Annotated in this window: 13 protein-coding genes and 2 pseudogenes; 13 read left to right on the forward strand and 2 right to left on the reverse strand. The window is 42.7% G+C overall.

The genetic code is table 11. The features are described from left to right. Positions 1 to 99: 99 nt before the first annotated feature. The 8 genes from pyrD (at position 100) to C1S74_RS02660 (ending at position 10,300) form a co-directional block, all read left to right on the forward strand. Positions 100 to 1,110, forward strand: a complete 1,011-nt coding sequence (gene pyrD, locus C1S74_RS02625; protein ID WP_045403300.1) for a quinone-dependent dihydroorotate dehydrogenase — start codon at positions 100 to 102, stop codon at positions 1,108 to 1,110. Positions 1,111 to 1,276: 166 nt separating this feature from the next. After that, complete coding sequence (locus C1S74_RS02630; RefSeq protein ID WP_045403303.1) at positions 1,277 to 1,819, forward strand: cell division protein ZapC; 543 nt, start codon at positions 1,277 to 1,279, stop codon at positions 1,817 to 1,819. Between the two features lie 512 nt (positions 1,820 to 2,331). Further along, positions 2,332 to 4,458, forward strand: coding sequence for a bifunctional 23S rRNA (guanine(2069)-N(7))-methyltransferase RlmK/23S rRNA (guanine(2445)-N(2))-methyltransferase RlmL (rlmKL, locus tag C1S74_RS02635; RefSeq protein ID WP_045403305.1), 2,127 nt, complete (start codon positions 2,332 to 2,334; stop codon positions 4,456 to 4,458). Between the two features lie 22 nt (positions 4,459 to 4,480). Next, positions 4,481 to 4,732 carry a glutaredoxin family protein gene (locus tag C1S74_RS02640; protein ID WP_038881984.1) on the forward strand — a complete coding sequence of 84 codons (252 nt, stop codon included), beginning with the start codon at positions 4,481 to 4,483 and terminating at the stop codon, positions 4,730 to 4,732. Then, on the forward strand, positions 4,710 to 6,629 hold the full coding sequence (locus tag C1S74_RS02645) for an ABC transporter ATP-binding protein (RefSeq protein WP_045403308.1): 1,920 nt from the start codon (positions 4,710 to 4,712) through the stop codon (positions 6,627 to 6,629). Before C1S74_RS02640 ends, C1S74_RS02645 begins: the two co-directional genes overlap by 23 nt. A 7-nt stretch (positions 6,630 to 6,636) precedes the next feature. Next, positions 6,637 to 8,370 carry a DUF3466 family protein gene (locus C1S74_RS02650; RefSeq protein ID WP_045403310.1) on the forward strand — a complete coding sequence of 578 codons (1,734 nt, stop codon included), beginning with the start codon at positions 6,637 to 6,639 and terminating at the stop codon, positions 8,368 to 8,370. A 170-nt stretch (positions 8,371 to 8,540) separates the two neighbouring features. After that, complete coding sequence (gene rmf, locus C1S74_RS02655; protein ID WP_005532367.1) at positions 8,541 to 8,714, forward strand: ribosome modulation factor; 174 nt, start codon at positions 8,541 to 8,543, stop codon at positions 8,712 to 8,714. A gap of 206 nt (positions 8,715 to 8,920) precedes the next feature. Continuing rightward, the gene (locus C1S74_RS02660; protein WP_103415219.1) at positions 8,921 to 10,300 is read left to right on the forward strand and encodes an IS4 family transposase; all 1,380 of its coding nucleotides are present in this window, start codon (positions 8,921 to 8,923) and stop codon (positions 10,298 to 10,300) included. Positions 10,301 to 10,357: 57 nt separating this feature from the next. On the opposite strand, the gene fabA is transcribed toward C1S74_RS02660, so the two are convergent. Both fabA and C1S74_RS02670 read right to left on the reverse strand, forming a co-directional pair. Next, a complete protein-coding gene (gene fabA / locus C1S74_RS02665) occupies positions 10,358 to 10,876 on the reverse strand; it encodes a bifunctional 3-hydroxydecanoyl-ACP dehydratase/trans-2-decenoyl-ACP isomerase (RefSeq protein WP_010448008.1) in 519 nt (172 codons plus the stop codon). A gap of 70 nt (positions 10,877 to 10,946) precedes the next feature. Beyond that, the gene (locus C1S74_RS02670; RefSeq protein ID WP_045395838.1) at positions 10,947 to 12,587 is read right to left on the reverse strand and encodes a S16 family serine protease; all 1,641 of its coding nucleotides are present in this window, start codon (positions 12,585 to 12,587) and stop codon (positions 10,947 to 10,949) included. A gap of 211 nt (positions 12,588 to 12,798) precedes the next feature. Here C1S74_RS02670 and matP point away from each other — a divergent pair, with 211 nt between their 5' ends. The 5 genes and pseudogenes from matP to C1S74_RS02695 form a co-directional block, all read left to right on the forward strand. After that, positions 12,799 to 13,248, forward strand: coding sequence for a macrodomain Ter protein MatP (matP, locus tag C1S74_RS02675; protein ID WP_045395836.1), 450 nt, complete (start codon positions 12,799 to 12,801; stop codon positions 13,246 to 13,248). A gap of 11 nt (positions 13,249 to 13,259) precedes the next feature. Continuing rightward, positions 13,260 to 13,571 carry a DUF3634 family protein gene (locus tag C1S74_RS02680; RefSeq protein WP_045395833.1) on the forward strand — a complete coding sequence of 104 codons (312 nt, stop codon included), beginning with the start codon at positions 13,260 to 13,262 and terminating at the stop codon, positions 13,569 to 13,571. 118 nt (positions 13,572 to 13,689) lie between these two features. After that, positions 13,690 to 14,000, forward strand: a pseudogene (locus C1S74_RS02685) (hypothetical protein). A gap of 293 nt (positions 14,001 to 14,293) precedes the next feature. Continuing rightward, positions 14,294 to 14,812 (forward strand): hypothetical protein, encoded by a 519-nt coding sequence (locus C1S74_RS02690; protein ID WP_231578721.1) that lies wholly within the window; start codon positions 14,294 to 14,296, stop codon positions 14,810 to 14,812. A gap of 446 nt (positions 14,813 to 15,258) precedes the next feature. Continuing rightward, positions 15,259 to 15,429, forward strand: a pseudogene (locus tag C1S74_RS02695) (DUF3693 domain-containing protein); the annotation flags it as partial. Positions 15,430 to 15,558: the final 129 nt, after the last annotated feature.

Here is a 15,558-nt window from a genome sequence, read left to right on the forward strand (position 1 = left end):
TGCAATTTTGCTGAATTCGTTCATTTTCATTGAATTGAGACGAAAAACAGTAAATAATATTGTCCCGTTTACACGGGGCTTTTTTCTTTCGGAGGCACAATGCTTTACCGTCTAGCCAGAACTGGCTTTTTTCAACTTGATGCCGAAAAGGCACATGATCTTGCAATCAAAAATTTCCAACGCTTCAACGGCACTCCTCTCGATCTTTTCTATCGTCAACAATTACCAAACCGTCCAGTAGAATGCATGGGACTTACATTCCGTAACCCAGTTGGTCTTGCTGCTGGCTTGGATAAAAACGGCGAATGTATCGAAGCATTTGACGCTATGGGCTTTGGTTTTGTCGAAGTGGGTACTGTTACACCTCGTCCACAACCAGGTAACGACAAGCCACGTTTGTTTCGCCTAGTTGAAGCAGAAGGTATCATTAACCGTATGGGTTTTAACAACTTAGGTGTGGATCATCTGGTTGAGAATGTGAAAAAGGCAAAATACAACTGCGTTCTTGGTATCAACATTGGTAAGAATAAAGACACACCAATTGAGAACGGAGCAGAGGACTACCTGATTTGTATGGAAAAAGTGTACGAGTACGCCGGTTACATCGCGGTGAACATCTCGTCACCAAATACACCAGGACTTCGTTCGCTTCAGTACGGTGAAGCACTAGACGAATTACTGTCTGAACTTAAAGAAAAACAGTCAGAACTTGCAGAAAAGCATGGCAAGTACGTACCACTTGCACTGAAAATTGCACCAGATTTGAGCGATGACGAAATCAGCCAGATTTGTGAGTCTCTGATTAAGAACAGTATTGACGGCGTTATAGCAACAAACACAACGCTGGATCGCACAGTTGTTGAAGGCATGAAACATGCGAACGAAGCGGGTGGCCTAAGCGGACGTCCGGTTCAATCACGTTCAACAGAAGTTGTGCGCAAACTTCATGAAGAGCTTGGCGACAAACTTCCGATCATCGGTGTGGGCGGTGTTGACTCATACGTTGCCGCAAAAGAGAAAATGATGGCAGGTGCGCAACTTGTTCAAGTTTACACAGGTTTTATCTACCACGGGCCTGGTCTCGTACGCGATATTGTTAAAAATCTATAAGATCAATCGCTAAATCGTTGAGAAATCGGCGCTTGTTACTAAAAAAAGAGGAATTCGTTTCCTCTTTTTTTTTTGTCCGTTCGTTTGTAAAATTTAAAAATCATGAGTAGGTAATTAAGCGTCTTACCTCTTATTGCTGTTTAATTAGTCACAAGAGAACGGAATAATGCTTAAACCCAGCGACAAATGGAATTGGTATTTTGACGAGCACAAAGCTTGCTTAATGCTGGATTTAGGGGAGGAAATGATTTTCCAAACCAATCTATGCCGTAAGCTGTTGGTCAATTGCGCCTTCTCAGAAAATGAATTCACAGTTGATGATGCGAGCGCGTTTCAAACATACAACGAGCGAATTCGCTGTCTCAACATCAACGAATACCGCCAAGCAGAGCTAACACTTTATTGTGTGGCTGCCAAACGCTTCCATAAACCTGTACAGCCTAAGAGCTGGTTCTTCGACGCCCAATGCGATGGGCATGAGCCAGAAGAAGGGGATATGGTGTTCCTGACAAACCGTTATTCAGAAGGCGTATTCATCGTCCTAGAACCAGGCGATTCATCAAGCCTTTGTGCCTATGTCGGCCAAGACGAATTTCTACTCGACGGCAACAAAACACTCCAGTTTGGACAACCGATTAAAGTTATGCATGATCGCATGGTATGCGCCAATCACTTATTCATGATGGCACCAATGGCGATGGTGGGGTAGTTTCCTTTTTGATTTTCTTTGTATTTCGTTCCTTTGTTTGCATTAATCGACCAGTTTAGGTCGATTTTTTTTGCCTTAAATTCTCTGATTTCTTCCACCAGTACCGCCTCACATTTTCATTAGGTGAGTGATATTTCGCATCTCATTTATGAAGCGGCTCACTTTTCTTCCACTTTTTTCATTTTAGCGTTTCCTTAACTTAGGCAACTAAGCGCCTAATAATCCACCTTTTGTTCCCCTATAAGGGCATTTTGTAAGTAACTTACACGTCAAATTAGCCCTTGGTATAGACCAAATATGCGATAAATAAGTATTCACTTCTGCTGTGGAGCTTGTTTTCAAAAGAAAATAGAAAAGAGACGTATTCTTTCGTATGGCGGCTTTTGTTTTGACTTTCTACAGGTGAGATTGGCGACTGTTTGCGCTAACAAAGCGAAAAAGCCTTTAAAAACGAGGCATTGATCGTAAAGTTAGGTATAATCAAAACCATTTTTTATCGATGAAAGAACACTATGAATCAATATCTCGCGGTAACTTCAAACGGCATGGAAAACTTGCTGGTTGAAGAACTGACTAAACTAGGCATTGAAAACGCCAAACCAGTACAAGCAGGCGTTAAATTTAAGGCAACGAATGAGCAGATTTATCGTTGTTGTTTGTGGAGCCGCTTGGCATCTCGATTTGTACGTGTTCTGTCGGAATTCACCTGTAATGACGATATGGACCTATACCTATCGACGTCGGCCATAAACTGGGTAAACCAATTCCACAGCTCGAAGCGTTTTGTTGTAGATTTCAACGGTACTAACCGAGAAATCCGCAACAGCCAGTATGGTGCAATGAAAGTAAAAGATGGCATCGTAGACTGCTTCGAGAAAAAAGGGCTCCCTCGTCCTAACATCAGTAAAGAGAACCCAGATATCCGTGTTCACGTCCGTCTACATAAAGACAAAGCGATTCTTGGTGTCGATATGGTGGGTAGTGGTCTTCATCAACGTGGTTACCGTCCAGAATCTGGCCGAGCTCCACTTCGTGAAACGCTAGCCGCAGCTATTATCATGCGCTGCGGTTGGGACACTCACCAACCGCTTTTGGATCCTATGTGTGGCTCTGGTACTTTATTGATTGAAGCAGCAATGATGGCTGCTAACATGGCACCAGGTGTTAAACGTAAACAGTGGGGCTTTGAAGCGTTAGAAGACTTCGAACCTGAGCTTTGGGCAGAGATTAAATCTGAAGCTAATGTGCAAGCTCGTCGTGGCGTCAAAAAAGTTGACGCTAAGTTTTTCGGCTTCGATAACGACCCAAGAGTTCTGAAAGTAGCGCAAGACAACGCTCGCAGAGCTGGTGTGGAAGAGTTGATTGAATTCGCTCAGGGTGATGCTGCAACTCTTACCCGTCCGGCCGGTTTCGAAGCGGGCGTTATTGTGTCTAACCCTCCTTACGGTGAGCGCCTTGGAACAGAGCCAGGCTTGATTGCGTTGTACACGGCATTTGGTGGCCAATTAAAAGCAGAATTTGGCGGTTGTAACGCGTCTATCTTCTCTAGTTCAGACGAACTATTAAGCTGTCTTCGCATGCGTGCTGATAAACAGTTTAAACTGAATAACGGTGCGTTACCGTGTCACCAGAAAAACTACAGCATCGCAGAGCGTAGCGCTGATGAAGTGAAGGGAGCAAACGGTACCACAGTTCAAATCGCACCTGACTTCTCAAACCGTTTGAAGAAAAATATCGGTAAGATTGGTAAGTGGGCTCGTAAAGATAAGTTAGACTGTTACCGTATCTATGACGCAGACCTTCCTGAATACAACGTAGCAATCGACGTTTACGGCGACCAAATTGTGATTCAGGAATACGCAGCTCCGAAGAATATCCCAGAAGAGAAAGCGAAACGCCGTTTGACCGATATCATCCGTGCCACAATTCAGGTGACAGGTGTTGAAGCGAACAAAGTTGTTCTTAAAGTTCGTGAAAAGCAAAAAGGTCGTAGCCAGTACCAAAAATTAGGTCAGGAGTCCGAGACTCTTGAAGTGAACGAGTACGGCGTGAAGTTGATCGTAAACCTTCACGACTATCTAGACACAGGTCTGTTCTTGGATCATAAAATCACTCGTCGTCGCTTGGGTGAAATGGCTCAGGGTAAAGACTTCCTTAACTTGTTTGCTTATACAGGTAGCGCAACCGTGCACGCAGCAATGGGTGGCGCACGTTCGACAACCACGGTAGATATGTCGAATACTTACCTGAACTGGGCAAAAGACAACATGCAATTAAATGGTCGTGTTGGTCGTCAACACCGTTTTGAACAAGCAGATTGTTTGCAATGGTTAGAGAATGCGAAAGGTGAGTATGATTTGATTTTTATTGATCCACCGACATTCTCCAACTCTAAGCGTATGGAAACTTCATTTGATGTGCAGCGTGATCACATTAAGCTGATGACCAATCTCAAGCGTTTGTTGCGTTCAGGTGGCACGATCGTTTTCTCAAACAATAAACGCCACTTTAAAATGGATGAAGCTGCGTTGGCAGAGTTAGGGCTAAAAGCGCAAAATATTTCTTCGCAAACATTGCCACTAGACTTCTCTCGCAATAAACATATTCACAACTGTTGGTTAGTGTCTCACGTAGAATAAACAAAGGATTAAAGATAAAGGGATGTTACAAGCGTTCACACTATACAGCACTGAAGGATGCCATCTCTGTGAGATGGCATATGACCTTATGGGTCAGGCTGGTCTCGCCGAACACACAAACATTGTCGATATTGCACTCGATGATGAACTCTTCTCGCGTTACGGCGTCACAATTCCTGTATTAAAATATCAAAATTCTGAGTTGAACTGGCCGTTTGACTTGGAACAACTCAAAAATTGGTTGGAAAATAATGGCATTACTTACCATTCATAATGCACAACTTGCATTTGGGGACCATCCACTGCTTGATAAAGCAGAATTTGCTCTACAAGAAAACGAACGGGTTTGTTTAGTAGGGCGAAATGGTGCTGGTAAATCAACTTTGATGAAAGTACTCGCCGGAGACATTTTGCTTGATGATGGCAAAATTCAAGTGACTCAAGATGTGGTGGTTTCGCGTTTAGAACAGGATCCACCTCGCAACCAAGAGGGCACAGTTTACGAATTCGTGTCTGGCGGGTTGGCAGAAGTTGGCGATTTACTCAAGATCTACCATGATCTTCTTGATCTTGTCACGCATGACCCGAGCGAAAAGAACATTAATCGTCTTGCAAAAGTGCAAGAGCAACTCGACCACTTGAACGCTTGGCGTTTTGATGACCGCGTTAATAACGTTTTGGGCGCTCTCAAGCTTAGTCCCGAAACAAAATTGACGGATTTGTCCGGTGGTTGGCAACGTAAAGCAGCACTTGCGCGTGCGCTTGTATGCGATCCAGATGTATTGCTTTTGGACGAACCGACGAACCACCTTGATGTGACTACCATTGAGTGGTTAGAAGGTTTCCTGAAAGACTTTAAAGGTTCGATCATCTTTATTTCGCACGACCGTACGTTTATCAAGTCAATGGCAACACGTATTGTCGATCTCGACCGTGGTCAATTAGCATCATTCCCTGGAGATTACGAGAACTACCTTGTAGAGAAGGAAGAGATGCTTCGTGTTGAAGAAATGCAAAATGCAGAATTCGACAAAAAACTTGCTCAAGAAGAAGTGTGGATTCGACAGGGTATTAAAGCACGTCGAACTCGTAACGAAGGCCGTGTAAGAGCGCTAAAAAAATTACGTGAAGAGCGCAGTGACCGCCGTGAAGTTCAGGGTAAGGTAAACTTAAACATCGACGATGCCTCTCGCTCAGGCAAGATTGTCTTTGAAGCAGAGAATGTCTCTTTTGCTTTTGACGGTAAAAATATCGTTGATAACTTCAGCTTCAACATCATGCGCGGCGATCGCATTGCACTAATTGGTCCTAACGGCTGCGGTAAAAGTACCGTACTCAAGCTGCTATTAGGTCAGTTAGAAACTCAAGGCGGCCGTTTGCATTGCGGTACAAAACTCGAAGTGGCTTACTTCGACCAGTACCGAGAAATTCTCGATCCTGAAAAGACGGTTATCGATAACTTAGCAGATGGCAAACAAGAAGTGATGGTTGGTGGTCGCCAGCGTCACGCATTGAGTTATTTACAGGATTTCTTGTTTGCTCCGAAGCGTGCGAGAACACCAGTTAAAGCACTTTCAGGTGGTGAAAAGAACCGTTTGTTACTTGCTCGTATATTGTTGAAACCAAACAACTTACTTATTCTTGATGAACCAACCAACGATTTGGATATCGAAACGTTGGAACTTTTAGAAGAAATGCTTGCCAATTATCAGGGTACGTTACTCTTAGTGAGTCACGATCGTGAGTTCGTTGATAACACAGTAACGACCAGTTGGATTTTTGAAGGTAACGGCGTAATCGAAGAGTTTGTTGGTGGTTATCACGATGCAAGACAGCAACGTGAACAAGCTCTTGCTTCGCGCAGCTCGGTTGAAAAAGCAGCGAAGAAAGAGAAAGTGGTTGAGGAAACTCCCAAAACTACGCAACCTAAGAACAATTCGAAGAAGTTATCGTATAAGCTGCAAAGAGAATTAGAAGCTCTTCCAGCTAAACTAGAACAATTAGAGTCGGATATTGAGGCACTACAAGAACAGGTGAATGACCCTGCGTTTTTCGCTAAATCTGTAGAAGAAACTCAACCGGTATTGGAACAGCTCGCTGCTGTAGAGCAGGAGTTGGAAATCGCATTCGAGAGATGGGAAGAACTCGAAGCAATGCAACAGGACAGTTAAGAATTCGATGAATTGTAGTAACAAATTCAAATTGACCGCCGTCGCGATGATGGTTGGCACGGCAATGAATGCGAATGCAGCATTGTATCAAGTGGTTGAGGTGGATCCCGGAGTAAACGGGGACAATATTGATTACTCAACAGCTTATGGTGTTGCGATCCAACAGGGAGATGTAGAAAACCCTGGTACAGATGCCCCGTATGCCTTAGGTTGTTTCAACGATTCAGCAGGGTGTACGCCAGAACAATTCAAGCTTGCTCTCGAGACTCGTACAACACCGTTATCTGCAAGTGAAGCCGTTGATGGTGTTAGCTACCGAGAGGAAGTGCCTTTTGCGATGGACTCAGGCTTTTATTACATCCAAGAATATGACGACTTCGAACGTTATTGTTACAACGAACGTCGCTATTCTACATGTGAGTCGTGGGCTTATGTTCATTGGCAACCGTGGGGTGAAGAGTTAAGCAAAGACTTTACAACAAACTCTTTTGCATTCGTCGAAGGCAATGAAAGCGCTTACGAAAACAAATACAACAATGTCATTAACAGCCTTACCGAAGAAGGAGAGGCTGTTGGGAACCAAAGTATTGTGAGTTCCTCTGATTCTTCTGAATTGGAAACTCGAAACACAGTAGTAGCTCCTGTTCTTCCAACAATTGTCCCAAGCGATGAAGATGCAACTGTCGTCGCTAGCCGTGCATGGCGTACTGATGGCAAGTTTACGGTAGGTAGTATCTCAGAAAAAGCCTCAAACGATAATGGGACCCACCACACATCAAAAGCAGCGATTTGGGATCAAACTGGAGCCGTCAGTCAGGTTGAATGGCCAAGCGGAACTGCGAAAGATGGTGAGCGTTTAGCGCAAGGTAGCATGCGCGGTATCGCTGAAAGTGGAAACACGGTATATGGCGTTGGTTACAACACTTACAAAGATGACAACTACATGAATGCGACTGTTTTTGTTGGTACATTGCCGACAGCAGGTTCTATCGCAGGCGTTACTTGGGAAAATAAACAAGTTAGTGGTGCACAGCAACGTATAGATGGTGATACAGTTCATTCAAACTCTCGCTTGACTGACGTTAATAACAACTTTGTCGCCATTGGTGAAGCAAAACGTTCCGGTGGTTATTTAATGCCAACAGGCTCTGCTCCTAATCGATTGTTTATCGTTGATAACGTGAGTGCTGAGTCTGTTAGTGCGTTTTATCCAACAACAGGGATTTTCTTCAGTGGCGCCGGTGGTCACATGGGTGGTATTAACGCTTACAATGAAATTGTGGGTCAGTTAGATGCAGAGACCACTCGTGAAGATGATGGTAAACCTCGCCGTAAACGTGGTTTCATTTATCCGTATACCCAAGATGGACAGTCGACTAGTGAACGTTCTACAACATTATTTGATGGTAAACCATGGTTCTTAGATAACTTAACAAATGGTGGTGATCACTCTGATGAGAACAATGCATTCCGTATTATTAATGCTACGGACATCAACGATGCAGGCGTAATTTCCGGTACAGCGATGATGTGTAGTGGTGGCTATAAAACGACCTCGCATAACTCGTCATGTGATGGTGAAGAGAAGATCGTTGCAGTTAAGCTAGTCCCAATTGCTGGGGCAACGGCTGCTGATATTGAAACGCGTAGCGTTGAAGAAGATTCGGCAGAACGACAAGGTGCGAGCCTAGGTTGGTTGGCTTTGACTATGCTAGGTTTGTTCAGGTTCCGTAGAAAATAGTCAGTATTTTTTAAATCAAGCAGAGGCTCACAGAAATGAGCCTCTGTTTTTTTATGCCTTGAGAAAATCCTCAAATTGATCGATTCTTATAAGTGGAGTCATAAAAGCTCCATCAAAGTTTCACAATATCAGCTGTACGTTAGTAAATGGACCTGTATGAGGAATTAACTATGAAGAGACAAAAGCGTGATCGCCTAGAACGAGCTCAATCTCAAGGCTATAAAGCTGGGTTGAATGGGAGGTCTCAAGAGGCTTGTCCGTATCAACAAATTGATGCTCGGTCATATTGGTTAGGTGGTTGGCGTGATGCCAGAGATGAAAAACAATCTGGTCTCTACAAATAACTCTCCACATACAAACAGAAGGATTTGAAAAGGCTCTCTAAGAGCCTTTTCTACATTTGTCGCGAGGATGAATTACAAAATGAAAAAGGCCCCAAAAAGGCTGTCTCTTATACACAAATCCCCAAGCTTGTAGCTTGGGGATTTTTTTTGAACTCTTTCACGTGTGTGTGATCTGATCACTTAGTAATCCTTACTGAAACACTAAGATGACACATTCAGACGCTAAACTTTGGGCACAAGAACAATTTGGACAAGCACAACTTAAAGACCCTCGAAGAACACAACGCCTTATCAGTTTAGCGACTTCCATTGCTAATCAACCAGGAGTTTCCGTGGCTAAACTTCCTTTTTCTCCCGCTGATATGGAAGGTGCATATCGCTTTATCCGCAATGAAAACATTGATGCAAAAGACATCGCTGAAGCAGGTTTTCAATCAACTGTATCTCGAGCTAACGAGCATGAGGAGTTACTCGCGATTGAAGATACAACAACGCTTAGTTTCCCGCATCGAAGTATAAAAGAGGAGCTCGGGCACACGAATCAAGGTGACAGAACCCGAGCGCTCCACGTACATTCAACTCTACTTTTCGCTCCACAAAGTCAGACCATTGTTGGGCTTATAGAGCAACAACGATGGAGCCGAGATATTACTAAGCGTGGGCAAAAGCACCAACACGCGACTCGTCCTTATAAGGAGAAAGAGAGTTACAAATGGGAGCAAGCTTCTCGCCGTGTCGTTGAACGCCTAGGGGATAAAATGTTAGATGTTATCTCGGTCTGTGACCGAGAAGCAGACCTATTCGAATACTTGACTTATAAACGTCAACATCAGCAGCGCTTTGTCGTTCGCTCAATGCAAAGTCGCTGCCTAGAAGCTCATCATCAAAAGCTTTACGACTATGCGCAAGCGTTACCAAGCGTCGAGACAAAAGAGCTTACCATCCCCCAAAAAGGAGGGAGAAAAGCGAGAGATGTAAAGCTTGATGTTAAATATGGTCAGGTGACATTAAAGGCTCCAGCAAACAAAAAAGAGCACGCAGGCATACCTGTTTATTATGTTGGTTGCCTTGAGCAAGGGACATCAAAAGACAAGTTAGCATGGCACCTCTTGACGTCGGAGCCAATAAACAACGTTGAAGACGCTATGAGAATTATCGGTTATTACGAGCGCCGATGGCTGATTGAAGATTTCCATAAAGTCTGGAAAAGTGAAGGGACAGATGTGGAGTCACTCAGGCTACAAAGTAAAGATAACTTAGAGAGATTAAGTGTCATCTATGCCTTTGTTGCTACGCGTTTATTGGCGTTACGCTTCATTAAAGAAGTTGATGAGCTAACGAAAGAAAGTTGTGAAAAGGTATTGGGCCAAAAAGCTTGGAAGCTACTGTGGTTGAAACTAGAAAGTAAGACGTTACCTAAAGAAGTGCCCGATATGAGCTGGGCGTACAAAAATCTCGCTAAATTAGGCGGTTGGAAAGATACCAAGAGGACGGGTAGAGCTTCAATAAAGGTGCTTTGGGAAGGATGGTTTAAACTACAAACCATCCTTGAAGGCTACGAACTCGCAATGTCTCTTGATCACTAGACTTGTGATCAAGAGACAGCCAAAAAGGAGCCTTAAGAATATTCTGTAAGCAGGAGATTAAAAGCTAGAGGTATCTTGGAATAAACCAACTTTCAAATCTTTCGCAACGTAGATCTCTTTACCATCAACACATACACGACCATCAGCTAAGCCCATTACAAGCTTGCGGTTAACAACGCGTTTCATGTGGATTTCGTACGTTACTTTTTTCGCTGTTGGTAGAATTTGGCCAGTAAATTTAACTTCGCCGACACCTAAAGCACGACCTTTACCTTTGCCGCCAACCCAACCTAGGAAGAAACCAACCAGTTGCCACATTGCATCTAGACCAAGACAGCCTGGCATTACTGGGTCACCAGGGAAGTGGCAATCAAAGAACCAAAGATCGGGAGTAATGTCCAATTCTGCTAGGATCAAACCTTTACCAAAATCGCCCTCAGTTTCAGACATTTTGGTGATACGGTCCATCATTAGCATGTTCGGCGCAGGAAGCTGCGGATAACCAGGACCAAACAGCTCACCTTGGCTAGAAGCTAAAAGGTCATCACGGTTATAAGAATCACGTTTATTTTGCATTATCAATTACTCCAATTTTTGATAGCTGCATCTTAGTGAACACGTGTACGCTAAACAACTCCGATCAGTACTAGACAAACCAGTTTTTGATGCGCTCCACAATTCCTAAAGTATGCTCATGCCTTTCAAAGTTTTCAATACGTTCGGCGATTTTGCCAATGATGCTATCTTCCTCACCTCGGAACGGTTTCGACATCAGGATTGGAATGGCTTCATCGACAGTAGAAACCGACCAAATATGGAACTGACCATTTTTGATGCTTTCTATTACATCCTTATGTAATGCGAGGTGCTTGAGGTTAGACTTAGGTAAAATCACGCCTTGCTCACCCGTAAAGCCTTGGTGCTTACATACTTGGTAGAAACCTTCGATCTTCTCATTCAAGCCACCTACGGCTTGAACACGACCAAACTGGTCTACAGCGCCCGTGACGGCGATCTGCTGATTAACAGGTGACTCGGATAAGGCACTCACTAAACAACAAAGCTCAGCTAACGATGCGCTATCGCCATCAACTTCGCTGTAGGATTGCTCAAAAACAATCGAGGCAGAGTAAGGAAGAGGCTCATCAAGGTTCAAGCCAGAGCTTAAGAACGCTTGCATGATCATCATGCCTTTGGCGTGCAGGTTTCCGCCTAATTCAGCTTTACGCTCTACGTCTGAGATATCACCGTCACCGAAATGGATAACACAAGAAATACGCGCAGGCTCACCATAAGAAACCGGATGTCCCGCCATATCAATCACAGTAAGCCCGTTGATCTGACCAACTTGCCCACCAGTGGTTTCGATGATCACTTGACCATCAAGAATGTCATCCACGGCTCGCTGTGGTAGGTAAGATTCACGGTAGTATTTGTCATCAATTGCAGCATCGAGCGCCGTAAAATCAATAACATCGCTTTCCATGTACTGGCTGGCTAAACCAATCAATTGGTTGTGCCAAAGCACGCCAAGGGGAAGATAATGCTGATCTTCGGTATAACGCATACCAGCAAGCATCAATCGTTTGAAAGCGGAACAGTCTAAAGTAGGGTGTTGGTATTTCTGACATATCCAGTTAACCAAACCAAAGTACAAAGTAAGATTTTGTTCAGAAAGGTGGATATCTTCTTCTACTTCTGTGTACATGGTTAAGCCAGTAGAGAAATCATCATCCACATATTCGATTTCTGCTAATTGAGTTCGGTCACCCGTAATGATCAACTTAACGTCATACCGCTGGGCGACAAGAGGAGAAGAGGCAATACGATTCGGGGTCAAATTAATAGGAGCAAAGACCTCACCTTGTATCGCAGCTTTAATGTTTGGCCATCGAGCAGCATTTGCCAAAATGAGGTTAGCAGGGATTATTAAATAGCCACCATGAGCCTTTGACAGTGAGCCATAATCGAACGTTGATTGTCCTTCACTGTTGACACTGTAACGGTCGAATAGTTCTTTGGCATCCAAAGATTCTATAGAGACAACTGGCAATGATGCGACATCTGTTACAGCTTCACGAATGAACTCGCGGTAAATAGCATTATCTGCACAGTTTACTAGCAGAATTCTTGTTAAGCCGTTAACACGAGCAAATCTACTTAGCGTCGCGGTTAGGCGAGGTTGAAGATCTGTGAACGTTTTTTTTGGGAGAGATGGTGCTGTTTCCAATAGTGCTTCATATGGCTCAAATGAAGGGGTTACGTCTTGCCAGTCAAGTTGGTTCATTAATAATCATCTTAATTCAATCTTGGAGTCATTATAACGAAACGTCCAATAACTCCCTAGCGAGAATTTGAGCAATCTAAAAATACTGAAGATTCATATGATTAAACCTTCGACAAATGAGTGATCAACATCGATACTTTATTGAGTTTTAATTGCTGTATAACAACATCTGGGTTACGCTGTCACCAGGTGTGTTTTAAGGGTCGAAAGGATGAAATATCAGCAGCTTGAAAATCTAGAGTGTGGTTGGAAATGGAAGTATCTGATCAAAAAATGGAAAGATGGTGAAGCGATTACAAGGTATATTGATACCAGTGAAGCAGATGCTGCCGTTGTAGAGCTACGAAAGTTGGAACACGAACCAACTCTAGTTCTTGCTTGGATTGAAAATCACATGTCGAAAGAGTTAGAAAATAAACTCAAGCAAGCAATCCGTGCCAAGCGTAAACGCCATTTCAATGCTGAACAAGTTCATACCAAAAAGAAATCTATTGACCTTGACTATCGTGTTTGGGAAAAGCTATCAAATAGAGCAAATGAGTTAGGCTGTACACTGTCTGACGCTATCGAATATTTACTCTCAGAAGCTTCTCGTAGTGAGAAGGCGAGCCAAAAAGTAACCTCAATTAAAGAAGATTTAAACAAACTATTGTCTAGCTAAAGGAGTATCAAATGCTATATGTAATCTTGATCGCTGCTATTGTCATATTTTGGCTTATTGCTGTAGATAGACCTGTCTTAAGAATATCGTTTGAGAAAGGGCATATTACAAAAGTAAAAGGCCATCTTCCTCCTTCTTTTAAGCACAACTTGCAAGATATTGCTGAGCATGACCCCTTTGATGGCGAGATGAAAGTTTATAATCAGCGCACAGGAATGCGTTTGACCTTTTCAAAACAAGTTCCGAAGAAAGTTCAACAGCGAATTCGCAATGTTTTTCCTCACCAAGGACTCAAGAGCCACAAGGGGAAAAAACGCGCGTAAGCGATATATCAATTACTTACCGGCATTAAACGGGACGCATTTTACGCGTTCCGTTTTTATTTATACTTACTCTAAAGATAAGCTGAAGGCTGTTTAAATGGATGTTAAAGAGACTCCAATGCGTTGCACTGTCACTTTTATGTTGTTATTTATGTTTAGTCATCCTTTGACTGCAGATGATTCTGACAATAACCCTCTAGCCAAGAAACTCAAAACGAAACTACAAACTAAAGTCGACAACAAGTTTGACCGTTACCAAGGTTATTGCGATGTCATGATTGAAATGGAGCACAAAGGAAAAAAGGCGGCAGTCAAAAGAGTTCGCGGTAGTGGAGATAAATCTGTCTGTCGATCTTAAAAGTTGGGAAAACTTATCGATATGCCTATCCAGAAAAGTACATCAGACTCCACATAACAACAGGAAACTGAATAGATTCCTAACATTTAAGTAATCAATTATTATTTGTAGTTGGAATAAACCTCACAGATTGTTTACTGCAACATTGTTTGTAGATAGAATTCGAGCAACGAAAAGAATACTGCTAGGAATATCAGTTTGTTGCTCACTCAAAAAAACTATACGCAAGAAGCAATGGATATCGCAGCTAACGTCTCTAAAGACGTAGAACTTAGGCATGCAAAATGGCTTGTCAGCATTAACCACCACGTCGATCAGTCACAAGTTCTGGCAACACTTAGTCTTAGTTGCGAATGTTACTAGGATGAGACTAGAAGCTGCAGGAGTCGAGGACTCTGATTGCGGCATACTAATTGGGGCCTTAAGGGCTTTGGGCAACTTCCTCATCATCAATCACTTTACGTATGCATTCGAAGATGCACTGATTGAAGTGATGCTGCATTATCGAAATAGCAATCAAAACGAACTGTATTATGCGTGTGTTGATGTCAAACCAAACACGGTTTTTCTTTCCAATGTAATAAGTAAGTTTGAATCACACGTCACAAGAAACCTAGTACAACAATTAGATTGGCCGACAAATGTATCTCATATCAAAAAAGCACTTTTGGAAGACCTCGATCAAGTGCCAGTATTAAAACGAAGCACTTACGGAGCTGCGTTGGCGCAGGCTAGGGCGTATGCTATTTACGATGGACTGTCTAGAAGTGGTATCTTTAATGAAAAGCATAAATCGTTTTGGTTTGCTAATGTTCAAATCTCTAGAGAAGCGCTAATAAACATAAGGATGAACATGCCAGGCAAAATGACAAAAATACTTTAATAAATTACACTGTAACTTATTAAAACAAGAAAACGGCCTAACTTGGCCATTTTTTCGTTCTTGTATAACAAGAAATATTCGAGAATGAACTAAAGTATAGCTCCAACTAGCTAAGTGACGTCGTCAATTCTAAACAAAAGTGGTTCACAAAAAAGGACGTAGAAAAAGTATAGAAACTCCCAAATTTTTGAGTATCGATTAGCTAACTTAACCGGAATTGAAAGCGAACGAACAGAATTTGGAAAATTAATCGGGTCCACTTAAATGGATGAAGCCTTAGATATTGCTTAATTGATTCTGACTAAAAAGAGAAGCTTGAGCTGGTGAACACCACAATGGCACTAACAAACGTCATGGCTGGTCATATCAGTGCAGTATGGCAAATGTAGAAAGGTCATTTACGAAAGAACACATCTGAGATACTAAGATTTTAATAATAGGTTTTTCACGCTGATCGCAACGAGAATCCAGAGATTCGCGATATGTGGGAAAACATAGCAAAAAAGTTTAACGGGCTTGGATTACCAAGTATTTCAATGGCTTGTGGTGGCTTAGCTATGGTGATTTCGAGCCCATCAGAATCATTATTAAAGTGCGTATTATATGTGTTATGTTAAATCAAGTATCCGTGTACGCCAAATCTTCTCTAGTTTAGTCTCCTATCCCTCTCAGATTTCAAAATACAACGCTTCCTGTGAGTGCCATTAAACATAACCATGATTTACCATAAAATACTTAATATAGAT

This window comes from Vibrio hyugaensis, from assembly GCF_002906655.1.
Classification (GTDB): Bacteria; Pseudomonadota; Gammaproteobacteria; order Enterobacterales; family Vibrionaceae; genus Vibrio; species Vibrio hyugaensis.

Bases quoted from the DNA above. Each gene is read 5' to 3' on its own strand.
- C1S74_RS02670 (WP_045395838.1), bottom strand. From the start codon at position 12,587: ATGAACCAACTTGACTGGCAAGACGTAACCCCTTCATTTGAGCCATAT.
- C1S74_RS02645 (WP_045403308.1), top strand. From the start codon at position 4,710: ATGGCATTACTTACCATTCATAATGCACAACTTGCATTTGGGGACCAT.
- fabA (WP_010448008.1), bottom strand. From the start codon at position 10,876: ATGCAAAATAAACGTGATTCTTATAACCGTGATGACCTTTTAGCTTCT.
- C1S74_RS02680 (WP_045395833.1), top strand. From the start codon at position 13,260: ATGCTATATGTAATCTTGATCGCTGCTATTGTCATATTTTGGCTTATT.
- pyrD (WP_045403300.1), top strand. From the start codon at position 100: ATGCTTTACCGTCTAGCCAGAACTGGCTTTTTTCAACTTGATGCCGAA.
- C1S74_RS02690 (WP_231578721.1), top strand. From the start codon at position 14,294: ATGAGACTAGAAGCTGCAGGAGTCGAGGACTCTGATTGCGGCATACTA.
- rlmKL (WP_045403305.1), top strand. From the start codon at position 2,332: ATGAATCAATATCTCGCGGTAACTTCAAACGGCATGGAAAACTTGCTG.
- C1S74_RS02640 (WP_038881984.1), top strand. From the start codon at position 4,481: ATGTTACAAGCGTTCACACTATACAGCACTGAAGGATGCCATCTCTGT.
- C1S74_RS02650 (WP_045403310.1), top strand. From the start codon at position 6,637: ATGAATTGTAGTAACAAATTCAAATTGACCGCCGTCGCGATGATGGTT.
- rmf (WP_005532367.1), top strand. From the start codon at position 8,541: ATGAAGAGACAAAAGCGTGATCGCCTAGAACGAGCTCAATCTCAAGGC.
- C1S74_RS02630 (WP_045403303.1), top strand. From the start codon at position 1,277: ATGCTTAAACCCAGCGACAAATGGAATTGGTATTTTGACGAGCACAAA.
- matP (WP_045395836.1), top strand. From the start codon at position 12,799: ATGAAATATCAGCAGCTTGAAAATCTAGAGTGTGGTTGGAAATGGAAG.
- C1S74_RS02660 (WP_103415219.1), top strand. From the start codon at position 8,921: ATGACACATTCAGACGCTAAACTTTGGGCACAAGAACAATTTGGACAA.